This window comes from Vibrio tubiashii ATCC 19109, assembly GCF_000772105.1.
Classification (GTDB): domain Bacteria; phylum Pseudomonadota; class Gammaproteobacteria; order Enterobacterales; family Vibrionaceae; genus Vibrio; species Vibrio tubiashii.
Genome location: NZ_CP009354.1, coordinates 927,086 through 951,368, shown reverse-complemented (window position 1 = coordinate 951,368; position 24,283 = coordinate 927,086). Strand labels below are relative to the sequence as shown.

At 46.9% G+C, this 24,283-nt stretch carries 25 protein-coding genes; 1 reads left to right on the top strand and 24 read right to left on the bottom strand.

Annotation, left to right across the window (positions count from 1 at the left end):
* Positions 1-18 precede the first annotated feature (18 nt).
* The gene (gene prmB, locus IX91_RS04410; protein ID WP_004744474.1) at positions 19-951 is read right to left on the bottom strand and encodes a 50S ribosomal protein L3 N(5)-glutamine methyltransferase; all 933 of its coding nucleotides are present in this window, start codon (positions 949-951) and stop codon (positions 19-21) included.
* A gap of 62 nt (positions 952-1,013) precedes the next feature.
* Here prmB and smrB point away from each other — a divergent pair, with 62 nt between their 5' ends.
* Entirely contained in the window at positions 1,014-1,544 is a 531-nt protein-coding gene (gene smrB, locus IX91_RS04405) for an endonuclease SmrB (protein WP_038197586.1), read from the top strand.
* Between the two features lie 213 nt (positions 1,545-1,757).
* Here smrB and flhB read toward each other — a convergent pair whose 3' ends face one another.
* The 23 genes from flhB to IX91_RS04290 form a co-directional block, all read right to left on the bottom strand.
* Positions 1,758-2,888 carry a flagellar biosynthesis protein FlhB gene (gene flhB / locus IX91_RS04400; RefSeq protein WP_004744472.1) on the bottom strand — a complete coding sequence of 377 codons (1,131 nt, stop codon included), beginning with the start codon at positions 2,886-2,888 and terminating at the stop codon, positions 1,758-1,760.
* 275 nt (positions 2,889-3,163) lie between these two features.
* A complete protein-coding gene (fliR, locus tag IX91_RS04395) occupies positions 3,164-3,946 on the bottom strand; it encodes a flagellar biosynthetic protein FliR (RefSeq protein ID WP_004744471.1) in 783 nt (260 codons plus the stop codon).
* Positions 3,947-3,954: 8 nt separating this feature from the next.
* Positions 3,955-4,224, bottom strand: coding sequence for a flagellar biosynthesis protein FliQ (gene fliQ, locus IX91_RS04390; RefSeq protein WP_004744470.1), 270 nt, complete (start codon positions 4,222-4,224; stop codon positions 3,955-3,957).
* Between the two features lie 13 nt (positions 4,225-4,237).
* On the bottom strand, positions 4,238-5,107 hold the full coding sequence (gene fliP / locus IX91_RS04385) for a flagellar type III secretion system pore protein FliP (protein ID WP_004744469.1): 870 nt from the start codon (positions 5,105-5,107) through the stop codon (positions 4,238-4,240).
* A complete protein-coding gene (gene fliO / locus IX91_RS04380; protein ID WP_004744468.1) occupies positions 5,094-5,501 on the bottom strand; it encodes a flagellar biosynthetic protein FliO in 408 nt (135 codons plus the stop codon). Before fliO ends, fliP begins: the two co-directional genes overlap by 14 nt.
* 13 nt (positions 5,502-5,514) lie before the next feature.
* A complete protein-coding gene (gene fliN / locus IX91_RS04375; protein ID WP_004744467.1) occupies positions 5,515-5,925 on the bottom strand; it encodes a flagellar motor switch protein FliN in 411 nt (136 codons plus the stop codon).
* 21 nt (positions 5,926-5,946) lie between these two features.
* A complete protein-coding gene (gene fliM, locus IX91_RS04370) occupies positions 5,947-6,996 on the bottom strand; it encodes a flagellar motor switch protein FliM (protein ID WP_004744466.1) in 1,050 nt (349 codons plus the stop codon).
* 7 nt (positions 6,997-7,003) lie between these two features.
* On the bottom strand, positions 7,004-7,501 hold the full coding sequence (gene fliL, locus IX91_RS04365; protein WP_004744465.1) for a flagellar basal body-associated protein FliL: 498 nt from the start codon (positions 7,499-7,501) through the stop codon (positions 7,004-7,006).
* A 35-nt stretch (positions 7,502-7,536) separates the two neighbouring features.
* A complete protein-coding gene (locus IX91_RS04360; protein ID WP_004744464.1) occupies positions 7,537-9,600 on the bottom strand; it encodes a flagellar hook-length control protein FliK in 2,064 nt (687 codons plus the stop codon).
* A gap of 140 nt (positions 9,601-9,740) precedes the next feature.
* Entirely contained in the window at positions 9,741-10,181 is a 441-nt protein-coding gene (fliJ, locus tag IX91_RS04355) for a flagellar export protein FliJ (protein ID WP_004744463.1), read from the bottom strand.
* Between the two features lie 6 nt (positions 10,182-10,187).
* Complete coding sequence (gene fliI / locus IX91_RS04350) at positions 10,188-11,510, bottom strand: flagellar protein export ATPase FliI (RefSeq protein WP_004744462.1); 1,323 nt, start codon at positions 11,508-11,510, stop codon at positions 10,188-10,190.
* Positions 11,510-12,310, bottom strand: a complete 801-nt coding sequence (fliH, locus tag IX91_RS04345) for a flagellar assembly protein FliH (RefSeq protein ID WP_004744461.1) — start codon at positions 12,308-12,310, stop codon at positions 11,510-11,512. Before fliH ends, fliI begins: the two co-directional genes overlap by 1 nt.
* Before the next feature lie 20 nt (positions 12,311-12,330).
* Positions 12,331-13,386 carry a flagellar motor switch protein FliG gene (fliG, locus tag IX91_RS04340; RefSeq protein WP_004744460.1) on the bottom strand — a complete coding sequence of 352 codons (1,056 nt, stop codon included), beginning with the start codon at positions 13,384-13,386 and terminating at the stop codon, positions 12,331-12,333.
* Positions 13,379-15,127 (bottom strand): flagellar basal-body MS-ring/collar protein FliF, encoded by a 1,749-nt coding sequence (fliF, locus tag IX91_RS04335; protein ID WP_004744459.1) that lies wholly within the window; start codon positions 15,125-15,127, stop codon positions 13,379-13,381. The genes fliG and fliF overlap by 8 nt, the downstream gene beginning before the upstream one ends.
* 15 nt (positions 15,128-15,142) lie before the next feature.
* Complete coding sequence (gene fliE / locus IX91_RS04330; protein ID WP_004744458.1) at positions 15,143-15,454, bottom strand: flagellar hook-basal body complex protein FliE; 312 nt, start codon at positions 15,452-15,454, stop codon at positions 15,143-15,145.
* A gap of 96 nt (positions 15,455-15,550) precedes the next feature.
* The gene (locus IX91_RS04325; protein ID WP_004744457.1) at positions 15,551-16,951 is read right to left on the bottom strand and encodes a sigma-54-dependent transcriptional regulator; all 1,401 of its coding nucleotides are present in this window, start codon (positions 16,949-16,951) and stop codon (positions 15,551-15,553) included.
* Complete coding sequence (locus IX91_RS04320) at positions 16,951-18,012, bottom strand: sensor histidine kinase (RefSeq protein ID WP_004744456.1); 1,062 nt, start codon at positions 18,010-18,012, stop codon at positions 16,951-16,953. Before IX91_RS04320 ends, IX91_RS04325 begins: the two co-directional genes overlap by 1 nt.
* A gap of 122 nt (positions 18,013-18,134) precedes the next feature.
* Positions 18,135-19,601 carry a sigma-54 dependent transcriptional regulator gene (locus IX91_RS04315; protein ID WP_004744455.1) on the bottom strand — a complete coding sequence of 489 codons (1,467 nt, stop codon included), beginning with the start codon at positions 19,599-19,601 and terminating at the stop codon, positions 18,135-18,137.
* Between the two features lie 275 nt (positions 19,602-19,876).
* A complete protein-coding gene (gene fliS / locus IX91_RS04310; RefSeq protein WP_004744454.1) occupies positions 19,877-20,287 on the bottom strand; it encodes a flagellar export chaperone FliS in 411 nt (136 codons plus the stop codon).
* 14 nt (positions 20,288-20,301) lie between these two features.
* A complete protein-coding gene (locus tag IX91_RS04305; RefSeq protein ID WP_004744453.1) occupies positions 20,302-20,625 on the bottom strand; it encodes a flagellar protein FliT in 324 nt (107 codons plus the stop codon).
* On the bottom strand, positions 20,612-22,633 hold the full coding sequence (gene fliD, locus IX91_RS04300; RefSeq protein WP_004744452.1) for a flagellar filament capping protein FliD: 2,022 nt from the start codon (positions 22,631-22,633) through the stop codon (positions 20,612-20,614). The genes IX91_RS04305 and fliD overlap by 14 nt, the downstream gene beginning before the upstream one ends.
* A gap of 19 nt (positions 22,634-22,652) precedes the next feature.
* Positions 22,653-23,078 (bottom strand): flagellar protein FlaG, encoded by a 426-nt coding sequence (gene flaG, locus IX91_RS04295; RefSeq protein WP_004744451.1) that lies wholly within the window; start codon positions 23,076-23,078, stop codon positions 22,653-22,655.
* 71 nt (positions 23,079-23,149) lie between these two features.
* Positions 23,150-24,283: a flagellin gene (locus IX91_RS04290; protein WP_004744450.1), complete on the bottom strand. Its 1,134-nt coding sequence runs from the start codon at positions 24,281-24,283 to the stop codon at positions 23,150-23,152.

Sequence of the window (24,283 nt, the reverse complement as noted above, 5' to 3'; positions counted from 1 at the left end):
AATCATCGATTCAAAGCATTAATCTTTGTAGATAGAAAACTCTGCTGCATGTTCTAACATCTGTTCACGAGTGAGCATAAACACACCGTGACCGCCGTTCTCGAACTCAATCCACGTGAATGGAATGTGCGGGTATTGCTCCATCATATGTACCATAGAGTTGCCTACCTCACAGATAAGAATACCGCTGTCGGTGAGGTAATCTGGCGCGTTAGCTAAAATGCGACGTACAAGCTTCAGACCATCTGTACCCGCAGCCAAGCCTAGTTCAGGCTCGTGAGTGAACTCGTCTGGTAGGCTGTTCATGTCTTCTTCGTCCACGTACGGTGGATTAGACACGATTAGGTTGTACTTCTCTTTTGGTAGATCACGGAATAGGTCAGAACGGATTGGGAAAACTTGTTGCTCCATACCATGATCTTGAACGTTCTGCTCAGCAACTTGTAGAGCATCGGTTGAGATATCAATCGCATCCACTTCCGCCTCAGGGAAAGCGTGCGCACAAGCGATAGCAATACAACCACTACCAGTACAAAGATCCATGATGCGTGTTGGTTCTTCAACTAACCAAGGCTGGAACTCCGCTTGAATCATCTCACCAATTGGAGAACGTGGCACTAATACACGCTCATCAACAAAGAACTCTAGGCCACAGAACCAAGCACGGTTGGTTAGGTAAGCCGTTGGAGTGCGCTCGTTAATGCGCTTCACTACACGTTCAACGATGCGCATACGCTCGCTGGTTGTCAGGCGAGAGTTCAGTACATGCGGAGGCACATCAATTGGCAAGTACAGTGTTGGAAGAATCAGCTGTACCGCTTCATCCCATGCGTTATCAGTGCCGTGACCGTAAAATAGGTTCGCAGCGTTGAAACGACTCACAGTCCAACGAATCATATCTTGAAGCGTGTGAAGTTCTGAAACCGCTTCTTCTACAAAAATCTTATCCAAAATTGCCTCCGAAAAGCGCTACAATACTGCTAATTGCATTTATATATTTACTAATTAGTCCCATGAGCAAAAAAGACACCGATATGGATGACGACTTCGCCCTTTTTAGGGATGCAGTACAAGGCGTAAAAAAGTTGTCACAGGATACCATAGTCCAGCAGCCAAAAAAAAATACTAAGCAAAAAGAAATTACTCGAACTGCCCGTGAAGCAAGCGATACAGAGTTTTACTTCTCAGATGAGTTTGTTCCGCTTCTCAATGAAGATGGCCCAACACGTTATGCCCGTGATGATGTTTCCCAGTACGAGGTAAAACGCCTGCGTCGTGGTGTGTACGTACCAGATGTGTTTTTAGATATGCACGGTATGACGCAGCAAGAAGCAAAACGCGAACTTGGCGCGATGATCGCCTATTGCATTAAGAATGAAATCTCTTGTGCTTGTGTGCAGCATGGCATCGGTAAACATATCCTTAAGCAAAAAGCCCCGCTTTGGCTTGCTCAGCACCCTGACGTGATGGCTTTCCACCAAGCGCCATTAGAGTTTGGCGGCGATGGTGCACTGTTGGTGTTGCTTTCAATTCCAGAGAAATAACGGGATTCGAGAACGGACTTCGTCCTACGGATAACTGGATAACTGGATAACTGGATAACTGGATAACTGGATAACTGGATAACTGGATAACTGGATAACTAAGGTTGATTGAATTCCTTAGCGAGTCAACTTTGTTCTTCCCGAAGGGCGAAGCCCGATCCCGTTTTCCATAAGCGAAGCGTTCCATAGGGCGCAGCCCGTTCCGCGCCAGCCCTACTTCCTATACTCCGGTGGAATCGGCAACTCTGACGCTTTGAGGTTTGGTCTTTGACCACCGCGTTTGCGGTATTGTTTTAGCTGGAATACGTAAGCGAGGATCTGTGCCACAGCGGTAAATAACCCATCTGGGATCTCTTGCTCTAGTTCTGTTGAATGGTACAGCGCGCGAGCTAAGGGTGGAGCCGGAACCACATAGATATCGTGCTCTCGGGCAATCTCGCGGATTTTAAGTGCCATATGGTCAGTGCCTTTGGCGACCACGATTGGCGCTCGGTCTGTGTCTTGCTTGTAGCGCAGTGCAACGGAAAAGTGCTCTGGGTTGGTTACGATAACGTCGGCTTGAGGAACTTCAGACATCATACGTCGCTGGGCGGCTTCGCGTTGCAACATACGAATACGACCTTTAACTTCAGGCTTACCTTCAGTCTCTTTGTATTCGTCTTTCACTTCTTGCTTTGTCATTTTCAGTTGATTGGCGTGTTGCCAAATCTGAAATGGAATATCGATAGCCGCAACTATCAATAAGGTACAACTAATCAGTAAAATGAAGTCGAGCAGTATATCGAGCGAGTGAAAGATGTTCTGCGGATAAACATCTAGGCTCAATTGAAATAGATCTTCTTTGGCAGCACTGATCAAATAAAACGCCATGCCGGAAACCAAAGCCACCTTTAGAATGGACTTAATCAGCTCGACCCAGCTTTGCAAGCCGACCATACGCTTTAGGCCGCTTAACGGGTTCATCTTTGACCATTTGGGCATGGCGGCTTCCGCTGAAAAGCTCACTCCACCTACCCCAGCAGCGCCGATTAACGCCGCCAAAAACAGCGTCACCAGAATAAGCAACAAAGGTAGCAGCAAACTGCCTAATGAACCCAAAGCAATATCAAATAGCTTAACTTGGTCGAATATTTCTTCGCGAGAGAGAGTAAACAATCTGCCCATTGAACTGAATAAAGCGCGCGCAAGACTCTCGCCAAACCACATTAGAGAGATGGCTCCTACGACCAATACAGATACCGACGCTAACTCTTTTGACCTTGCAACCTGCCCTTTTTCACGAGCCTGTTGCAAGCGTCTGGGCGTGGCGTCTTCTGTGCGTTCTTGACCGTCTGACTCTGCCATTCAGCCTCCTAGGGTCTGTTGACCTTTTGCGGTTAAATTTTGTTCGAGATAAAAGCGTTTTAATCGCGGCGAGAGGTTTGCCGCCTAGTCATTCTAAGCAAAATACCTCTCAACAAAGAGTAAAACGCTTTTAGCCGAACCCTTCGGGCAGCGTTTGTGGCTCCCTTCTGCTGCGTTATCGGCTTATCACGTAGGGCAACTACAATTCAAAGCCTCTGCCTTGCAGAAAGAACCCACAAACTGCTGCAAAAATCAGCTCAAAAGGTCAACAGGCCTTAACAGTTCAACCTGATGAACGAGCAAACTTGCTGTTCACCTTGTAACCAGATTAGCTCATAGTGATTATAGAGTCCGGCAATAATGTACCAACACAACAGCAAACCGACCATAAGCGCAAACGCAAAGCCCAAAGAGAAAATGTTCAGCTGTGGCGCGGCACGAGTCATAACACCAAACGACAAGTTAATAGTTAGTAGTGCGATAATGCCTGACAGTGACATACTCAACGCCGCTTTAAACATAATCCCTAGCCACAAGGCTAATTCTCTAAAATCAACCGTGGTTAATGACCCCGTCCCAATCGGCAAAGATTTAAAGCTCATCACGACCAACATGATCATTTTTAAGTGACCATCGGTCGCTAGGAAGAACATGGTCGCGAGGAACATAAATAACTGACCAAGCAAGGGGGTGTTCTGTCCATTGGCTGGGTCAACCATGGAGGCGAAACCCAAGCTCGACTGCATACCTAAGATCTGACCCAAGATAACGAAAATCTGGATCATAAACTGGGTAACAGTGCCCATCGCAACACCAATGATGATCTGCTCCAGTAGTGTCATAAAGCCAGCAAAAGAGAGCAATTCAATATTGTCCGGCACCGCTGGAATCGCTGGCATTACCGCAAAGGTAATCGCTAACCCCAAATAGAGACGAACACGAGTAGAGACAAAACGAGCACCCGTTACCGACATTACCATCAGCATGGCTGCGATTCGGGTGTAAGGCCAAAAATAGTTGGCAATCCAGTCTAAAACGATGCTCGTTGGGTACTCCATAGCGCGACCTAATACAATACCTGAGGCAGTCGCTCAATCATGCTAAAGAAAAACTCCATTAGCATTTGTGTCATCCAGTGAGCAAACAACATCAGCGCGAGTAGCGTGACAATTAAACGAGGTAAGAAACTTAAGGTTTGTTCGTTGATCGAGGTCGCTGCTTGGAAAATGGCAACCACTAAACCAATCAGCAGACTGGGAATAATGATCGCGCACACCATGATGAGTACCATCCAAAGTGCTTCACGAAACAGCTCAACAAACATTTCAGGAGTCATAGTTTTTCTCCCGTCACAAGGCGAAACTGCCGGCCAAAGTCGACAAAATCAAGTTCCAGCCATCTACTAAGACAAACAACATCAATTTAAATGGAAGTGATACGATCATAGGAGAAAGCATCATCATACCCATCGCCATCAATACCGATGCCACCACTAAGTCGATAATCAAAAAGGGCAAAAACAACATAAAGCCTATCTGGAAAGCCGTTTTAAGCTCTGAAGTGATAAAGGCAGGGATTAACACCGCCATCGAAACATCTTCTGGATTTGTTGCCGTCGAACCCGAAATATTAACGAAAGTTTCTAAGTCTTTGACGCGCGTTTGCTTGAGCATAAAGTCTTTCATTGGCACTTGAGCTACATCAAATGCCTCGCGAGCGGTTATCTGTTCGTTGATATACGGCTGAATCGCGTCATCGTTAATTTTGTTTAGCACCGGCGACATGATGAAGAAGGTGAGGAAGATAGCAATACCGATTATCACCTGATTTGACGGTGTTTGCTGGAGACCCATCGCCTGCCTTAGGATAGACATAACAACGACAATTCGCGTGAATGATGTCATCAAGATAACCATGGCTGGTAAGAAACCAAGCATGGTCATCAAGGCGAGAATTTGTAGGTTGATAGAGTAGTCTTCGCCACCGTCAGCATTGGTGGTCATGGTAAAGGCAGGGATGCCACCACCAGTCGTTGTACCTGCTGCTATCGTACGTGACGCCCCTTGCTCCTTTTCCATCGCTGTGACAGTCACGGAATCAGACGGTGCCATATTGCTCGGCACAGGGGTTTCTATCTCCTGCTGTGCTTGAGAGAACGCAGAAAACAGTGTCAGAACAAACGCTAAGACAATCAATATTAGGTTATTAGCTTTTTTCATTCTTCTTTAATAGCTGAGTCAGTTGATTGGAAAAAGGACTCGCAGCTATCTCCTCCTGAGACAAAGGTTTCTCCAGTTTTGAGATAAGTTGGATTGATTGCGCAGTCACGCCAACTAAGAATTGCTCCTCTCCTGCTTGAACAATCACAATACGTTCTTTGTGGCCCACCGCAATTTGACGCACCACACTTAAGCCCTTCTGATTGACTAAGGCTGGAACTCGCATTCGCTTGAGTAGCCACGCCAAAAATAAAATAAAGACTATAACGAATAAGAGCGACCCAAAAGTGGTCGCCCAATCAAGCTGGCTACCAGGTTGAGAGGCGGTAGCCATTGCAGAAGGAGAAAGCAGTATAAGTGAGTAAAGTAAGTACTCCTTAACCTTGAAAGACATAGCTATCCTTGCACTATCGAAGTTTCTTGATTCTCTCAGTTTGACTGATTACATCGGTAAGACGAATACCAAACTTATCGTTGACCACAACAACCTCGCCATGAGCAATCAGAGTGCCGTTCACTAGTACGTCCAATGACTCACCCGCCAAACGCTCCAGTTCCACCACTGAACCTTGGTTAAGCTGCAGTAGGTTACGGATGCTGATCTGCGAACGTCCAACTTCCATCGAAATGGTCACTGGAATGTCTAAGATGGTATCCAGTTTACGACGTTCATCTTCCGAGATAGGCGATGATGTATCTTGTAGCTCATCTAACTGAGCGTTCATTACCTCATCGACGTCTATCTCAGGTGCAGCCGGATCTTCTCCCAGTGCTGCTGCCCATTCGTCCGCCAGTTTTTGGTCATCACTCGGTTCCATATTTGTTACCTATATAATCTCTTAATCTTCGATTTCGCCGTCGTCTTCTTCTAGTTCAGAAATGACGTCTTTACCCAAGAAGGCGATATCCGTTTTGACCACATCTGGTCGTTTAATTTCTTCTGATACTTGGACTGCAAGCTTGTCTCCTGAGCGCCCCATCTTGACACGATAGGTAGGCAACTCTTCAACAAACATCACCGCGTGCTCTGGCATTTCAACCGGTATAATGTCACCTGGTTGGAGCTCCATTAAGTCTCGCAGCGAGATGTCTTGCTCTAACAAATCGACGCGGAAGTTAACCGGAACATCCATAATCTCTTCACGCAGCGCAGTACTCCAACGAACGTCAGTCTCCATCTTGTCGGACTGGACACCCGCATCTAACAGTTCGCGAATCGGCTCAACCATGGAGTAAGGCATAACCACGTGGAAGTCACCGCCTCCCCCATCCACTTCAATATGGAATGAGCTCACAACAATCACTTCTGTCGGGCTGACAATGTTCGCCATGCTCGGGTTCACTTCAGAGTCGAGATATTCAAACTCCACCCCCATGACAGGCGACCAAGCTTCTTTATAATCTTCAAACACGATCTTAAGCAGAAGCTGAACGATACGACGCTCGGTTGGGGTAAACTCACGACCTTCGATACGAGCATGGAAGCGACCATCACCACCAAAAAAGTTCTCTACCAAAATAAACACCAAACGTGCTTCCATGGTAATCAGAGCCGTACCTTTTAGTGGTCTAAAGCGCACCATGTTCAAGCTGGTGGGGACGTACAGGGTATTTTGGTACTCACCAAATTTCATCATCTGTACGCCGTTGATAGAGACTTCAGCGGTTTTGCGCAGCATGTTGAACAAGCTGATGCGCATATGGCGGGCAAAACGCTCATTGATCAACTCTAGCGTTGGCATTCGACCACGAACAATGCGGTCTTGCGATGAGAAGTCGAACTCTACCGCACTGGCATCCGAGGCAACTTCTTCCTCTTCGGCCTCATCAACGTCATCTACACCGTGTAAGAGAGCATCAATCTCATCTTGGCTTAATAGATCAGTCACTCGTCACCTATTGCATTACAAAGTCAGTAAACAGCACCCGCTCAATCACAGGCTGCCCCACTGCTCGATTCAAACTGGCTTTAATGTCATCAGTCGCTTTATCACGTAGCTCAACTCGACCATTCACCGTACGTAATTGGTCTACGGTAGCTGAAGCAAACGTGCTTAACAGCGAACTTTCAATCAATGGCGAGTGGTAGCGGGCAAGGTTTTCGTTCTCACTTCCACGCACCATGAGCTGGACTTTAATCTGAACTAGGCGATCTTTTTTATCACCTGTGACATTAAATAAAAATGGTTGGGGAATATTAACGTAAGCCACTGGATCTGTCGGTGCAGCCATTTCTTGTTGCATGGCTTCTTGTCCCTCTGCTGGCTCATCTGAGCCCATCAAGAAGAAAGCAGCTCCGCCACCACCAGCAAGTAACACTACGACAGCAATAATGATGATAAGTAGCTTACTTTTTCCTTTGGGTGCTTCCGTTTCGAGTTCTTCGTCTGCCATAACTTAACGTTCTCTATTCTTTTGTTTTTAACAGTTTAAGCGTAATAGCTAATTCCATCACGCTTTGCTGCGACATTCAAATCAAGATTGATGTCTGGTTCAAGGTTTTCTTCACCAGAGAAGCCCTGATTGCTGCTACCTTGACCATTATTTCCTTGTCCGTTGTCGGCGTAGCGTCTTTGCTGCTGACCAGAAGCCTGCTGCTGAACGGAACTGTCACCTAATTGTACACCCTGTTGAGCAAGCATTTCGCGCAATCTTGGCATTGATTGTTCAATCACATCACGGGCTTGCTGGTTGGCAACGGTAAAGTGTACTGTCGCCGCATCACCATTCATGTGCATGCGAATTTGCATGCGGCCTAGTTCTGGGGGATCAAGACGAATATCGATGTTTTTCAGGTTCTTCGACATCATCATCTGTACGCGCTCAGCCACTTGCTCTCCTGCAAGTTCTCGATTCAATTGTAACGGTGCTTGAGCCGCTTGCTCAGCTCTTACCTGACCTAATGCGCCCGGGCCTTGCTGCCCTGAAGCTTGCGCCAATTGCTGAGCAAAACCTGTATTAGATTCTGCCCCTTGCTGAGCCCCATCTTTGTTGGCTGCCATTTGCCCAAGCGTACCCGCTGCTTTCGCCCCCATAACGGCCTTAAGCATGGCCTGGTCTTGAACCATAGCCGCATTTGGCGATGCTGCCATTTGCTGCATTTGAGCCGCAGCTAATTCAGTGGGCATGGTTGGTACAACACCCTGCTGCTGCGTCGCTTGTGCAAGCTGAGCTTGAGATTGTTGGCTAACGATGGCTTGATGTACGGACTGAGCGACTTGCGCCTGCTGAGCCTTAGGCATAGTGTCCGCTTTAATGGCTACGTCATCTTTTGCTTGGCCTTCTACCGAGGCCGCCCAAGGAATCGCACCAGCAGCTACTGTCGCTGCCGCAATACTTGGGTCAATATCTGATTCAGTTTGGCTTTCACCTGCCGCAGCGAGTGATTGAGCGCCACTCGGAGCTTGAACCGCAACTGTACTTGCACCATCAGTGGCTTTTTCGGCACCAGAGCCCGCAACGACTGCCGCTCCACCTAACACAGTGGCTCCTGCTGCTAACGCAACCCCTTCAACCACTTCTGAGTCCGAACCTTCTGTTTGCTCTATATCGGAAACCACTTGGGCATTGTTTTCAGCACTAGCGATATTTGTAGCTTGTAAGTGTTCACTCTTAACTTTAGGTGTTGCTTGTTTACTCGCTGACTCTACAACATCATCTTGAGTTACTGCCGCAGCACCTACCACCGAAGCAGGGACCTCAGGGCTTGACTGCTGTTCAGTTAACTCATCATTTTTCTGTTCTGAAGGTTGCTGTACAAAGCGCTCCGCTGAGGCGGGAACTACAACCTCCTCACCCTCAGCAGACTTGACGACAACGGTCTCTTGTTGCTGTGATTTCGCTGCTTGAGTCACTTCAGATTCAGTGTTAACAGACTTTTGCTTTGAATTGGCTTGTTGAGTATCGGTGTCGTCCATATCACTGGTTAATTTAGTCGCTCCCACTGCCGCGGCTTCTTCACCACCTTGAGCAGATTTGTCAGCGACAACCTGCTGCTCAGAATTATCTTGTGGCAACGCTTTGCCGTCTTTTGGCTGAAGCGCTTTATTGGAGTGATCGAGTCGCTGCAATACTTCGTCGTTATCTGAGACGATTTTTTCAGCAGACTGAGAATTGGCTTGAACAACTTGCTTATCGGAAACCGTAGGTTTGGCTGATTCACTCTCCTCACCTTGAGAGGCTACCTTTTCTGACTTCGCAGATGGAGTCTCTTCCGATTCCAGCAACTCGTCGGTACTTTGGCTTTCAGTCGCAGCAACTTTGACACTTTTAGTCTCAGAGTCCCCGTCAACACTCACTTCTTCGCCTTCAGCACTCGCCTTAGTTTGGCTTTTATCGACTTTGCCTTCAGACTCACCTTCCCCTTTAATCAGCGCAGCAAGTTTGGAGAAAAAGCCTCCTGATTCTGAAGATTCAGAGGTCGCGTCACCACCTTCTGTGGTGGCTTTGGTCACTTTAGGACTTTCCGATACCGACGATAAATTGATATTCATACCAGGTTCACTCTCAGTTGCTCAGCGCCAGTCAGACTCTAGGCGGCAAGGTGCCAATAGGATTGCATACATTTTTAGGTTTACTGCAAGAAGCACGCCACTAAGTGCAAGACATTGACGTTCATTTGAAGCTTGTGAGGCTAATTCAAACTTCGACGAGAAAACTGAAGGGTCGCAAATTCATCCATCTGTTTTTGTTCTCGAATGTTTTGCTGACGCTCTTTTTCCGCTTGTTTCTTCTCTATCATCCACTCATAGGAGCGTCTTTGTTTACGACTCTCTAACCAATTCTGCTCGCACCCTTCTACCTGACCTTTAAAGTGAGATTCGGCTTGTTTCTGCTTAGCCAAAGTTTCATCGAGCGTGGTTAAAAAGCGATTAAGGTGGGAATATTGGCTAGCAGTCAGGCCTTGTTGACCACGGTCGACAAGCTGCTGGCAGTAATCAAGACGGTATTTTTCAATTTGCTCAAGCTGCTGATAATACCCTTCGAGTTCAGTACGAGCTTGGCCTAGCGCTAAAACCGCTTGGTTTTCTCGCTCTTTAGCCTGTTCTAAAAGAAACTCTAGTGCGTTATCCATCGTTTATTACTCGCCTTGTAACAGCCCACGCAGCATATTGAGACACATGTCGTAAGGCACCGTCTCTTTCATTGTCTGCTGCAAGTATCCGTCCAACTTAGGTTTAAGTGTAAACGCGCCATCTATTGCAGGATCAGTACCCGGTTTATAAGCCCCGATAGAGACAAGATCTTGGTTTTTGCGGCACACAGAGAGAACCTGTCGTACCGCTTTTGACATCAACACATGCTCTTCAGAGGTAATCTGAGGCATAACACGACTGACAGACTTCTCAACATCAATCGCTGGATAATGACCTGCATCTGCCATTTCACGAGACAGAACCACGTGACCATCAAGAATAGCGCGTGACGCATCGGCAATCGGGTCCTGTAAGTCATCACCTTCGGTAAGTACGGTAAAGAAAGCGGTGATAGAGCCTTGCTCTGGGCTCCCGTTACCAGCACGCTCAACCAGTGCGGGTAGCTTAGCAAATACGGAAGGTGGATAACCTTTAGTCGCCGGAGGTTCACCCACAGAAAGGGCAATCTCACGCTGAGCTTGAGCAAAACGAGTCAGAGAGTCCATCAAGAGTAAGACATCTAGCCCTTGATCGCGGAAATATTCAGCGATGGTCAGTGCGGTTTGGCATCCTTTTAATCGCATTAGTGGCGAAGAGTCAGCGGGCGCGGCAACAACCACAGATCGCTGGCGGCCATCAACACCCAAAATCTCTTCGATAAATTCTTTCACCTCACGGCCACGTTCACCGATCAAACCTACGACAACAACCTGCGCTGTCGTTCCTCGGGTCATCATGCCTAAGGTGACCGATTTACCCACACCAGAACCGGCAAATAGACCGATACGCTGACCTTTGCCCACGGTTAACAGACCATTAATGGCTTTAATGCCGACATCGAGAGGTTCAGAAATTGGTTTACGGGCAAGCGGGTTAATAGGTTCTGCGTTAAAAGAGGCTCGTTTTTCGGTATAGATTGGCCCCAAACCATCGAGTGGGTTACCCACACCATCAATGACTCGTCCAAGCAGTTCCATCCCAACTGGTAAGCCGGACTCACTGGTTAGTGGGGTGACTTTTGCGCCGGGAAGCACGCCAGTAATTTGCTCACTAGGCATTAGGTATAAGCTTTCGCCAGAAAAGCCGACAACTTCTGCTTCCATTTCCCCATGCATGGTTTCGACTTTACATAAACTGCCGATTGGCGCTCGGCATCCTGTAGCTTCGAGAGTTAGCCCGACCACTCGTACTAACTTGCCCGCTGCGACAGGTCTACATGTAAGACCTTGAGTTTTGTATTGCGAAAGGCGATCGGCGAGGGCTAGCACTACTCACCACCTTGGTGGCGATTCACTCCACAAAAGCTTTGAATAACGCTACGGATACGATCTTCCATACGATAGTTAACACTCGACTCACCCGCCTCGATCTGAACATCACCACGATTTAACGCAGGCTCTGCCATCAGTGTCCAATTGCGGAACTCAAGTTCTTCAGAACCGTATGAAGAGCGAATGATTTCAACATCGTCAGGGTGTAATTTTAGAGTAATCGCGTGGCCTGAGATTGGTAGCGATTCTACCGATTGTTTGATGGTATCAAGGATTACTTGAGGATTGGTTTGTACCTCAACATGGACCACTTCTTTCGCTAAAGTCAGTACCATGTCGACAAGCTGTTTCTCCACTTGAGCATTCATTAATTCAAGCGGTTGAGCAAATTGGTTTGCAAGGTTCACAAACGTTTGAACCTGTTGTTGAATAAACTCTTGTCCTGCCGCAACGCCTTCTATCTTACCCGCTTCAAGACCTTCTTGATGGCCTTCTTGCGTCCCCTGCTCTTTGCCTTTTTCGTACCCTTGCTTAAAGCCTGCCTCTTGCCCTTGATGAAGTCCTTCCTGATAAGCCTGCTGCTTAATCAGTTCGATCTCTTCTTCGGTGAGCTCTTTCGGCGCTTCTTCTGCAACAGGTTCAGCGATAGGCATCCAACTCGGATCGTAGTTCATCGCCGTTTCTTTAGCCTGCTTATGAGTCTGCGAGGTGTAATCAGGCATACCCCATCGCTCAGGCTTTTCGACCTGCTCATCGTTATCTAGGCGTAAAAAACCGCGTTTCCTCTCCAAAGACATAGATACCTTGCTTAGTTAATTTATAGGAACTCGTCTGCACCACCGCCCAGCATAATTTCGCCGGAGTCAGCCATGCGTCGTGCAATTGCCAGTACTTCTTTCTGTGCTGCTTCTACGTCAGAGACCTTGATTGGAGGCATAGCCTCTAGGTCATCACGCATCATCTCAGCGGCACGCTTAGACATGTTCTTGAAGATCTTCTCACGTAGTGAATCATCGGCACCTTTCAATGCACGCTGTAGTGCATCTTGCGGCACGTCACGCAGCAATTTCTGAATACCTTGGTCGTCCACTTCGATAAGGTTCTCGAATACGAACATAAGATCTTGAATCTGCGTCGCCATGTCTTCGTCTTGATCGCGAATTTGCTCCATCAAGATACCTTCGACATTGTTGTCCATGTAGTTCATGATCTCGGCTGCAGCCTTCAGGCCGCCAATCTTGGCTGCTTGCGCACCTGCTTGACCTGCGAACTGTTTCTCCATGATTTCATTCAACTCAGCCAGCGCCGAAGGTTGGACTTCTTCGAGGTTAGCAATACGCATCATCAAGTCTAAGCGATCTCGCTCAGCGAACTGGTTAAGGATCTCTGCGGACTGATCAGGTTCTAGATAAGAGAGTACAATGGTTTGAATCTGTGGGTGCTCGTTGATGATGATGCTCGCCACCTGACGTGGGTCCATCCATTTCAGCGAGTCTAGACCTTTCGATCCGGTACCCAATAGAATTTGGTCTACTAGGTTGTTGGCTTTATCTTCACCCAGAGCAGCGACAAGTGCATTACGCATAAAGTCTTCGCTGCCCATACCAATGTTGGTGTATTTCTGAATGTCTTCTAAGAAGGCACGGTGAACAGCACCGACCTTTTCTTGACTTAAGTCAGCAGCACGTGCCATTGCGCTACCCACTCGTTGAACTTGTTTAGGTTCTAAATGACGGATGATACCCGCAGCGTCTTCCTCATTGAGACTGAGTAAAAGAATCGCCGCGCGCTCTTCGCCCGGGATGGTTGATATATCCACGGTGTTTTCTACTACCTCACCGCCCTCTTCCTGTGGAACTATTTCGTTAGGCATCCTGCATCCAATTCTTCACTACTTGTGCTGCTAGCTCAGGTTCATTAGCAACCAATGCACGCACTGCTTTCAGCACATCTTCATCTTTGTGTAGGTTAGGCAAGTCAATACTTGAGCCAAACTCAAACAACTCGCCACCGTCTAGGTCACCACCAATCAAGCTGGTTTCACCATCAGCACCAATTGGTAAGCCATCTGGTCCGTAAAGCTGATCTTCATCATCATCAGACGCAGGGTTGAGGAGTTTTTTCAATGCTGGGCGCACTAAAACCAAGACCACAACAATGATTACCAACGCACTTGCGAACCAACGTATCCAGTCATTGAAGTTAGGGTGTTCCCAAATTGGTACATCGGCCATGACTTCAACTTCAGGTTCTGCAAACTGCATACTTAACACGTTAAGCAGATCGCCACGTGCTTCGCTAAATCCTACGGTACCAATCAGTAGCTGCTTAATAGAGTTTAGTTCAGCATCAGAAATTGGTTGGTAGCTGGTCTCACCCGTATCTGGGTTGACGATCGCACGGTTTTTTACCGCAACAGCAACAGTTTGACGATTTACCACACCCGTTTGACGACGTTCGTGACTGATGGTGGTATCGAGTTCAAAGTTACGCGTAGCTTCTTTATGCACAGAACCTTGACCTAAAGTTGTACCGTCTTTCATTTGCGCCACATCTTGTGGAATAGAAGCATCTGCGGGAGGCTGGTTGCTCAACGCACCTGGCACACCTGCGACAACGTTACCATTGTTATAGTCTTCTAATGTGTATTCGCTTCGTGTTGACGGTGTGTTCGGGTCAAAGCGCTTACTGGTTTGTTCTACTGCGCTGAAGTCGAGTTCAATATCCACTTGAGCGGTATAGTTACCAAAACCTAAGATAGGGATAAGTACAGAATCAATTTTGTCACGTAGTGCTTGTTCTTGCTTACGCTCTAATTCATGTTCTTTACGACGCGCTGCCGAGGCTGGATCTTGTGAGCCAGAGCTTAGTAGACGACCATGTTGGTCAGTGACGGTAATACGGTTAGGCTTCATGCCAGGAACCGCACTTGCCACCATATCAACGACTGAATCCACTTCTTCTTGCTTGAGGTTAGCCCCCATATTGAGCGTTAAAAAGACAGATGCTGACGCTTCTTGGTTGTGACGGACGAAGACACTCTGTTTTGGTAAAGCGAGCAAGACACGTGCTTTACGTACTTGCTTCATCTCTTCAATGGCTTTTGACAGTTGGCGCTCACGGCTTAGCTTGAGACGCTCTTGCTCTAGACGCTGAGATACGCCAAAGCCCATGTCTTGTAGCAGGATGTCGTCACCGGCATGTTTCTCTTGGTTAAGGCCAGCGCGAACCATATCAAGCTTAAGCGAGTTGAACTTACTTGCAGGTACCAAGATGGTGTTACCTTCAAGTTTATAATCGAGCTTTTGCTGGTCGAGGTAATCTAAGACAGGAATCAATTCTTCTGTTTCGTAGATGCCCAAAGGACGCATCTCTGGCTCTTTAACCCAGAAGAACAACATAACAATCAGAGCTACACAGATGGAGATCGAAAGAACCAGAACGACTTGACGAAGCAAATCGAGGTCACCCACCGCCATATCAAACTTGGAGCTGGATTTTTCGTCCAAATCTGGGTTTTGTACGTGTGAATCGAGATCCGACGTAGCCACCATTGCGCTTTCGCCAGCACCTTCAGTTACGGTTAGATCGGTTGATGAATTTTGCTCTGACACAGTCGTTACCTAACTTTAAACCGGCATGTTCATCAATTCTTTGTACGACTCAACAAGCTTGTTGCGTACTTGAATTGTGGCTTCGAAAGCGACACTAGATTTGTTTCTAGCGATCATTACGTCAGAGAGTGAAACGTCAGCGTCACCACGGTCAAATCGCATTTGAAGGTCGCTAGACGTCTTTGAGAGGCTATTAACGTTGTTGATCGCATTATTAAGCAATTGGCCAAAATCAGCACCGACTGTATGCCCTGTCGCAGCAGGTTTAGTACCCGTTGCTTCAAACATCATTGCTTGCATTTCGCTTTGAAAACCGTCAACTCTCATCAAAACCTCAGTAGTCAACTCTTTGACTTAAATTAGTGTTGGAGTACTGACGCTGCAATCATCGTGCCACGTCAGTACCAGAAGAAAAATAACACCTTAGTTTGGAATTTCAATCCCAGCGTCACGCATTTTTGCTAATTTATAGCGCAGAGTACGCGGGCTAATGCCTAGCTTCTCAGCCATTTCTTTGCGTCGACCGTTACACTCTTCCAGTGTGTCGAGAATAATGGCGTACTCTTGATCGCGCAGTTCACCACCTAACCCACTACCCGCAGTGAGGTTGCTGCCTTGTTCAGCTACAGGCTTAACGTTAGGAACAATACAGTCACCTGTCTCTACCGCTACTTGTAAGCTAGATGCGTCTTGCCAATCTAGCCCTTCAAGTAGGATGTGCTCCGAATCAATCTGACCGCTTTCACTCAAGATAAGCGCGCGTTGGACAACGTTATCCAATTCACGAACATTACCCGGCCATGTGTAAGACAGAAGTTTGTTGATAGCATTTGCTGTCACGTTCGGCACCGGCATACCCAGTTTTTGACAGTGGCGTTCAACTAAGTGCTGAGCCAGTGGTTCGATGTCACCTTTGCGCTCACAAAGAGCAGGCCACGCGATTGGGAAAACATTTAAGCGGTAGTACAAGTCTTCACGGAAGTTGCCCTCTTGAACATACAGCTTCAAGTCACGGTTACTGGTCGCCAAAACACGGACATCAAGCTTGATGCTCTTACGGCTGCCTAAGCGTTCGACTTCGCGCTCTTGGAGCACACGCAATAGCTTAGCTTGCAGGCTCAGATCCATCTCACTGATCTCATCCAACAAGATAGTCCCGCCTTGCGCCTGTTCGAATTTACCTGGACACGCTTGTACCGCACCAGTAAATGCCCCTTTTTCATAACCGAACAAGGTCGCTTCTAGCATGTTGTCCGGGATCGCCGCACAGTTGATCGCGACAAACGGGCCATCTTTACGATTTGAGGCGTTATGGATGTAGCGCGACATGACTTCTTTACCCGAGCCGCTAGGACCTAAAACCATGACACTGGCATCGGTTTTCGCCACTTTATCGGCGAGAGCCAGTAATTTAATGCTTTTCTCGTCAGCTACAACAGCATCGCCATTGTCATCCGATTTAACAGGCGCATAACGGCTAACCATATTGAGCAGCACTTCCGGTGCGAAAGGCTTTGCCATATAGTCAATGGCACCATCTTTCATCGCTGAAACCGCATCTTCAATGTTGGCATAAGCCGTCATGAGCAGTACTGGCAGGTTTGGCCAATGCTGCTTGATGTTTCTCAGTAACGCCAAGCCGCCCATTCCGGCCATTTGTACGTCTGACACAACAATATCTACGCTGTTTGACTTAAGCTTCACTAAGGCATCTTCGGCGCTATCCGCCTCAAGCCATTCATAGCCAGCCAGAGCCAAAGTGTCGACTAAGGCTTCGCGTAGACCTTCATCATCTTCTACGATCAGTACTTTGCTTTGAGCCATTATTCTTCTCCAGTCATAGCTTGTTGATCAGGGTGAGGGTGACGCTCAAGTGGAATGCACACCGTAAAGCATGCGCCGTCACCTTGCTCTGAAATGAGTTCTAACCTTCCATCGTGCGCACGACACACCATCTGCACTACCGCAAGACCGAGTCCAGTTCCTTGCGAGCGAGTGGTAAAAAAAGGTTCCATAATTTTATTTTGTAATTCAGCGGGAACGCCCGGGCCGCTATCTTGTACGGAGATTTTCAGTTCACCGTTAACCGGTCTAAAAAACACATCGACTTGGGACTGTTTACCGGCAATTTGAATCGCATTCATGACCAAATTACTTAATGCGGAAGCAATGGCGTTGGCATTGCCCAGTAACTGAGTTTGTTCTTGCTCGACTTCCAAGCAGTAATCGATTTGATTGTTTTTCAGAGCGGTTTCAACCATAGGTGAGAACTCGGCAACCAAATCTGCCACGGTGAATGGCTTAACCACCTTATTGTCGCCGCCTTTGGCAAACAGCAACATGTCATTGACTTGCTTTTCTAAGTCATGGAGGCGATCCATCAGCTTGGTTTGAAATCTGTCTTTCGTTGCTGGCGGTAAATTGGGCGCGCCTAAGTTGGAGGCGTAAAGCATGGCGCTCGAAAGTGGCGTTCGAACTTGGTGAGCCAGTGAAGCCACCATGCGACCGAGAGAAGACAGGCGTTGTAAATCACTGATTCTAGACTGCAAAAGACGTGTCTCGGTCAAGTCAGTGATAAGAATCAACTGTCCTGTTTTAGAGGCTGAAATCGCCAAACGGACTTTGCGGCCATTACGAAGCGATATCTCGTGACCATCATCCTCTCGCGGTGCAAATGCTTGTTGAATCACTTCAAACCATTTTTCACCCACGAGCGGGACTTCCAACAAACGTAAAGCTTCTGGGTTGGCTTCCTGCACCACACCCTGAGTATCGAGCAATATAACACCGGCAGGCATGACATCGAGTACCTGCTGATAGCGTTCTACTTGTTGTTCTAGTGTGCCTAATGGCATCGGATTATCGACCGACGGGGTTAACTGCATGACGTATTTCTGCCTTAAAAACTACAATAGCCTGACATGCAAAAGGCACGCCAAGCTATTTGTTTTATTTTTCAATCACTTACTATAAGGTCAGTAAATTGACAGTCAAGTTTTACATCAAATTATCGCTGCAGATTGTACTTACGCATCTTCTCAACTAGAGTCGTTCGACGCATGCCTAACATGTCGGCTGCTCGCGCAACAATACCACCTTGTGCCTCAAGTGCTTGATTGATCATATTGACTTCAAGGTCCGCCAGCATCTCTTTGAGGTTAACCCCTTCTGGAGGAAGACTTTGCGGCGCATTTTCATGCTCTTGGAATATGTCACTCGACTCTAGGCTGAAATCTTCAGAGAAGATATCTTGCAGCGCATCACGCTCTTGCTCTTCAACAGATTCAAGATTGTTGTACTCGGGCTGAAACTCGGGAATATCGCTGTAACGATACTTGGTCGGTAGATGATTCACATCGACTAAGCTGTTCGGGTACAGGATGATCATTCGCTCTACAAGGTTAGCAAGTTCGCGAACGTTACCAGGCCATTCATGCTCCATCAGTGAGTTAATTGAGCGCGGGGTAAAACAGATAGGCTGAGCACCTTCTGATTCCATGCGAGTCATTAACTCTTGTAGCAGCAATGGGATATCATCTTTGCGATCGCGTAGTGCAGGCATCTCAATAGGGAACACGTTGAGACGATAATAAAGATCTTCGCGGAAAGACTCGTCATTGATCATGGTTTCCAGATTGCGGTGCGTTGCTGCAATAACACGAACATTGACTCGGATGGTGGTGTTGCCACCGACACGTTCAAAGCAACGTTCTTGCAGTACTCGAAGCAATTTAACCTGCATAGGCATCGGCATATCGCCAATTTCATCTAGGAACAGTGTACCGCCTTCAGCAAGTTCAAAGCGGCCTTTACGCGAGGTAATCGCTCCAGTAAACGCCCCTTTTTCATGACCAAACAACTCACTTTCAAGGAGGTCAGGTGGTATTGCACCACAGTTAATTGGCACAAATGGGCCATTACGACGAGCTGAATGATAGTGAATATTACGAGCGACGACTTCTTTACCTGTACCAGACTCGCCTAGAATTAACACATTTGCTTCTGTTCCAGAAACCTGCTCGATAAGATGGCGGACTTCTTTAATGCCGTGGCTTTGGCCAACAAGGCTACGGAACAATGTGTTTTTACGAGAAGAGGAAAGAACATTTACACCTTTACGGCCTAAGAAGTCTTTACAGTGGCGCAGCGCTTCACTTAATTGCGGGTAATTTAATGGGTACTCCAGCTCACCAACATAGTTTGTTAGCTCTTCAACTGGATAAGAATGCTTTCCGGCAATAAGTAAAGGAATATGATTAGCCTGGGATAATTTATCGCTCAGCTTGGAAGGTAATTTATTATTATTCAGAGAACCAAGAATACAACCGGCCCACACTCGAGACCAATCTAGGTCATCAAGCTGATCAGAAGTGATCGCCTCACACTGTTCTCCAACAAATTCTAAAATATTACTGAGATTGATTCGTGCTTGCGCATCATCTTCAATCACAAGTAGTTTTGCTAAACCTTGCATAGGTGAGAATGTTTGCCTTTATTTTGAAACGTTGTGGCTGGGTTAAAAATCTAAACGTCACTTGTAACTATAGTTCAGAAAACGCGTTAGACAATTTAGAAATTTCAGCAACAAAAAAAAGCCACTAGGCTAGTTAGTGGCTTCTATTCTATTTGATAAAAAAAATAAGGCAACCAAGCAATTACTTGATGTGATGTTAGCCCAAAAGCTCAATAGGCATAATATTTCAATGCATACTTATTTATGTATGAAATTTCCTAAAAACTTAGTTCAGTTTATAAACCAACATCCGCTGCTGTTAGATTGTGATACTCAGTAGGAATCTGATCCCATGCTGACTTGATCTCACGGATAATCTCAATCACATCATCAATCGGCTGCGGGTTATTTTGATGATTCGCTTCCGTGATCTGAGTAATCATAAATTCGTAAAGCTGATCAAGGTTTTGAGCGATGTCGCCCCCATCATCCATAGAAAGACAGCTTCGCAAACTGATAATGATATCTAGAGCCTTACCCAAACGCTCGCCCTTGGCTGGAATGTTTCCTGCCTCCATCGCCGCTTTACCTTGAATCAAACGTTCAATAGCGCCAGCCATCAGCATTTGAACAATTTTATGCGGGGAGGCCGCACTGAGCTGGCTATCAACCGATACCTTCTTGTAAGCCTGTAGTGAACCACGCATAACAACCCTCTTCTCTATAAAAACTTTTGATACTGCTGAACGGAACGTTTGCCATGGCGATATTTTTGTAACGCCCGTCCCAGTTCAGAAGTTTTATTCTGCATTAATTCTACAACAGTTTGGGTTCTTTTGACCGCATCATGCCACTGCTGTAGTTGTGCAAATTCTGGATGTTTTTCTATTACATCCAGTAAACTTTGCAATAACTGTTCCCTTATATCGACCAGCTGAACAATTTCTTCAGCATTTATCTCTTCCGATGTAAGAGTTTCAGAAACTTTTTGATCTAATTCACATAAATCAGCTAATTGGCCGAGAAATTCACTATCCAAGCGCATTCATCATACCCGCGAGCTGAGAGTGCATTTTGCTTGTCGCATCCTGCATTGCCGTAAATTTGGCGTGTGTGCGTTTTTCTAAATTATCCATACGGCGATCCAATGCCGCTTGATCATCCTGTAAGCGATAAGTCCGCTCGGTCATACTTTTCTCTCGATTTCGTATCGAGCCAGTTACGCCAGTCAGACCTTGAATCGCGTCCTCAACCTTTTTAGCAAAACCTTGGTTCCCGCCAAAAAAGTCCTCAAGCTTGTTAAAGTTATTGTTCAACTGACGATCTAGCATGTCATAGTTGATCTCTAAGGTACCTTGACGGGTAGTGGTAATACCAAACTCCGTCAATGTTTTTAGATCCTCCGGCGCAGGCTCTACCCGAGAGGAGAATACCGACTTCAGGCGAGAGTCGGCACTACGAACAATACTATCTCCGGCCAGTGGGCCTGCAGCACCTGTTCTTGGGTCTACGCCACCAAGCTCCTGAGAGGTTTGATAGAACTGGTTATAAGCAGCGACAAATTGCTCAATATCATTACGAACGCCTTGACGGTCATACTCAATATCAATTTCTGAAGCGGGCTTACCTACTGCTGTACGTCCTTTTAGGGTTAAATCAACGCCGTCAATGGCATCTTCAATAATATTGTTATTGCTTGAAAGCTGGGCAACGCCATCCAGTAGCACTTTGGCATCTTGTGCAGCCTGTACCTCTGTCATACCTCGGTAAGTATCAAATGATTGTTGCGCTGCAACGAGATCAGCTTGAGCTTGGTCAATGCGCTCTAGGTACTCACGCTCTTCTTTAGGAAGTTTAGCCCGCTCCATTTCTTTGGCTTGCTCAGGTGTCAGCTCACCTGCCGCGACACGTTGAGCAAGCAGTGCTTTTTCATCCGCTACTTTCTGCTCAATTCGTGCTTGCTCAGCATCAAGCTTAGCCTGTGCTTCTTTTGGTGTGACGTACGAATCGGTCAAAGTGCCCGATGCTGTATTAGACCAGCCGGGAACATCCGGAGCTTTTTCTTTTGCTTTATCGTCAAGCTGAGGTTCTGGTTCCCAGTATGAGCTGAGTAAAGTCCCCGACGCCGTTTCTGTCCATCCTGGAATACGGTCTTCGGGTTTCATGTATTTGTTTGCTTCTATCCCCGCTTGTGCAGCGGCCGCAGTAGCGCTTTTTGACATCTCATTGTCAGCAGTCGCATCTTTTGCTGCGTTAGGATCAGCCTGAATTGCCGCTTGCTTTGAAGTTGCAGCGATCTCATCATCGACAGCTTTTGCCGCATCGATGTTATTTTGAGCAATTTTATCGGCAATTTTTTGCTCCTCTGGTGTCAGAGGGGCAAGCAATTCTTGAGCGGCAGCGCGGGCGCGTTCTAAGTCTTTGACTCGTTGCTCAAGAGTCTTGTATTCGAGTAGTTTTAGCGGGTCGCCAGCTTTCGCTTCAGCGCGCATTGAAATGTCATTGTCTTGCCCAGAAACATTGGACGCAACAATCAAACGTGGGCCTTCCGTGTCATTGATAACCGCAGCACGAACTCCGGGATTCGACTTACTGCCGTTGATACCGCGCACGATATCACCCAACCTTGAGTTCTCTTGAACATCTATAGAGAACTTTTTGTCTCCCATTGAAATCTGCAGCTTACCCGGGCCAAATTTTGCGTCCTCCGGCAATACATCTGACGCAATTTTGTGGCTTTGGGCAAGCTGCAACACATCGATAGCATATCGACCAGCGATAGCTTCAGTGGTTGCCGTCGCGGATACTACAGCCTCATCCGTTGATTCGACTGTTCTTGCGGCGAAAGCTTTCTCCTGACGAAAGCTCGCCATCAAGTTTTTCATCGTATCCAGCGACTCTCTGAGTCGACCATAGGCACTGATACTAGAATCAATTTGGGTCCGCTCATTGTCGATTCGTTGCTGCTTAGGAACGCGCTCCGAATCTACAATTTTGCTGACCATGGAATTGATATCCATGCCAGAATTCATGCCTATAGGGCCAAAACTCATTTACTCACCTCAAGTACGATTACACCGTCTGGTTCACAATCCCCGATGAATATCGGGCGGTTTGCTCCCTTAGGCGACGTAAGATAACTAGCATTTCCTCATCGGGTATCTGACGAATAATATCACCAGTATCCGCTTCGTATATTGTTACAACATCTCGACCAGATTCTTCGTCTACACGAAATGACAAGCCTTTATTGATCGACGAGATGAAATCATTCATCTGTTGAACAATCCTTTCGCGCTCCGCTCTGTTTAGCTTTTCACGCTCTTGCGAGGCTTCTATCGCTTTTTCAACAGACTGAGTCGCTTTTTCGCTCATCTCCTTAGTAGAGACTTGTTCCTTTTCCGAGGAAACTTGCTGTACATCGTATTTTGAAGCAAGTTTAGTGCCACTATCTGAGCCATAAGGCTGGATGTTCGATGTGTAGGATGGTATTTCCATAACGATCTCCCTTCCACCTTAGCAGGTTACAACATACTGTTGCACCAATAAGCTCCTATCGAACCTATCGATTAACCTAATAAGCTAAGAGCTGCCGACGGAGACTGCTTGGCTTGCGCTAGAACAGAAGTACTTGCTTGCTGAAGAATCTGCGACTTAGTCATTTGCGTAGTTTCTTTCGCATAGTCAGTATCAACGATCCGGCTTCTAGACGCATTAACGTTCTCGTTAATGTTATCTAGGTTACTGATAGCATGGCCAAAACGGTTTTGGAAAGCACCCAGTTCAGCACGCTGACTGTCTACCGTTTTCAATGCACCATCGATAACAGATACCGCTAACTGAGAACCGGCTACGGTTGAAACATCGACGTCAGCTACAGTACGATCTTGTCCTGCACCAAAGCCAATTTCACCACCTAGTCCTCCGCCAATCGTGACATCTGTCGCGACTTTATTGGAAGCTGCGAAAAGTTGAAGTTTACCTTCCTCACCCACTGAAGCCTTCACATCTTCACTTTGACCATTAATGTACGTTGCAAGCTGCTCGATATCGTCACCAGCTTTTGCATTTATGGTGAGCGTTTTTGCCTCTCCATGTACATCAGTATAGTCTAGTGTGAGGTCAGTTGTACCTGCGGAAACAGTCCAATCTGACGCTTTTCCTGCTTGAGCAATATACGCTTTACCACCCATTCCTACAGTATCAGAACGCATGCTACCCATAGAAAGCTGAACAGCCTCCCCTGAGCTCGCTCCAATTTGGAATGACTGAGTACCGAACGTGCCGTTAAGCAATTTGTTACCACCAAATGAAGTGGTTTCTGCAATACGGTTAAGCTCGTCATTCAGTGCGGTAACTTCTTCTTGAATCGCAATACGTTCCGAACGCGAGTTCGAGCCGTTAGAGGATTGCAATGATAGATCGCGCATACGCTGCAAAATGTTGGTGGTTTCGTTCATCGCACCTTCAGCGGTTTGAGCGATCGAAATACCATCATTCGCATTTTTTACTGCCATGTCTAAGCCACGGCTTTGCGCATTCAAGCGGTTTGAGATTTGTAGGCCAGCAGCATCATCACGGGCACTGTTGATTTTGTAACCCGAAGATAGACGCTCCATCGATTTCTGCATACCATCAGTCGCACCATTAAGGTAGCGCTGAGCAGTCATCGCAGACACGTTCGTGTTTACGTTAATTGCCAT

What these genes read in the sequence shown, in the direction of transcription:
- smrB (WP_038197586.1), top strand. Translation starts at nt 1,014, where the DNA reads ATGAGCAAAAAAGACACCGATATGGATGACGACTTCGCCCTTTTTAGG.
- flhB (WP_004744472.1), bottom strand. Translation starts at nt 2,888, where the DNA reads ATGGCAGAGTCAGACGGTCAAGAACGCACAGAAGACGCCACGCCCAGA.
- fliR (WP_004744471.1), bottom strand. Translation starts at nt 3,946, where the DNA reads ATGGAGTACCCAACGAGCATCGTTTTAGACTGGATTGCCAACTATTTT.
- fliQ (WP_004744470.1), bottom strand. Translation starts at nt 4,224, where the DNA reads ATGACTCCTGAAATGTTTGTTGAGCTGTTTCGTGAAGCACTTTGGATG.
- fliP (WP_004744469.1), bottom strand. Translation starts at nt 5,107, where the DNA reads ATGAAAAAAGCTAATAACCTAATATTGATTGTCTTAGCGTTTGTTCTG.
- fliO (WP_004744468.1), bottom strand. Translation starts at nt 5,501, where the DNA reads ATGTCTTTCAAGGTTAAGGAGTACTTACTTTACTCACTTATACTGCTT.
- fliN (WP_004744467.1), bottom strand. Translation starts at nt 5,925, where the DNA reads ATGGAACCGAGTGATGACCAAAAACTGGCGGACGAATGGGCAGCAGCA.
- fliL (WP_004744465.1), bottom strand. Translation starts at nt 7,501, where the DNA reads ATGGCAGACGAAGAACTCGAAACGGAAGCACCCAAAGGAAAAAGTAAG.
- IX91_RS04360 (WP_004744464.1), bottom strand. Translation starts at nt 9,600, where the DNA reads ATGAATATCAATTTATCGTCGGTATCGGAAAGTCCTAAAGTGACCAAA.
- fliJ (WP_004744463.1), bottom strand. Translation starts at nt 10,181, where the DNA reads ATGGATAACGCACTAGAGTTTCTTTTAGAACAGGCTAAAGAGCGAGAA.
- fliH (WP_004744461.1), bottom strand. Translation starts at nt 12,310, where the DNA reads ATGTCTTTGGAGAGGAAACGCGGTTTTTTACGCCTAGATAACGATGAG.
- fliG (WP_004744460.1), bottom strand. Translation starts at nt 13,386, where the DNA reads ATGCCTAACGAAATAGTTCCACAGGAAGAGGGCGGTGAGGTAGTAGAA.
- fliE (WP_004744458.1), bottom strand. Translation starts at nt 15,454, where the DNA reads ATGAGAGTTGACGGTTTTCAAAGCGAAATGCAAGCAATGATGTTTGAA.
- IX91_RS04325 (WP_004744457.1), bottom strand. Translation starts at nt 16,951, where the DNA reads ATGGCTCAAAGCAAAGTACTGATCGTAGAAGATGATGAAGGTCTACGC.
- IX91_RS04320 (WP_004744456.1), bottom strand. Translation starts at nt 18,012, where the DNA reads ATGCAGTTAACCCCGTCGGTCGATAATCCGATGCCATTAGGCACACTA.
- IX91_RS04315 (WP_004744455.1), bottom strand. Translation starts at nt 19,601, where the DNA reads ATGCAAGGTTTAGCAAAACTACTTGTGATTGAAGATGATGCGCAAGCA.
- fliS (WP_004744454.1), bottom strand. Translation starts at nt 20,287, where the DNA reads ATGCGTGGTTCACTACAGGCTTACAAGAAGGTATCGGTTGATAGCCAG.
- IX91_RS04305 (WP_004744453.1), bottom strand. Translation starts at nt 20,625, where the DNA reads ATGCGCTTGGATAGTGAATTTCTCGGCCAATTAGCTGATTTATGTGAA.
- fliD (WP_004744452.1), bottom strand. Translation starts at nt 22,633, where the DNA reads ATGAGTTTTGGCCCTATAGGCATGAATTCTGGCATGGATATCAATTCC.
- flaG (WP_004744451.1), bottom strand. Translation starts at nt 23,078, where the DNA reads ATGGAAATACCATCCTACACATCGAACATCCAGCCTTATGGCTCAGAT.
- IX91_RS04290 (WP_004744450.1), bottom strand. Translation starts at nt 24,283, where the DNA reads ATGGCAATTAACGTAAACACGAACGTGTCTGCGATGACTGCTCAGCGC.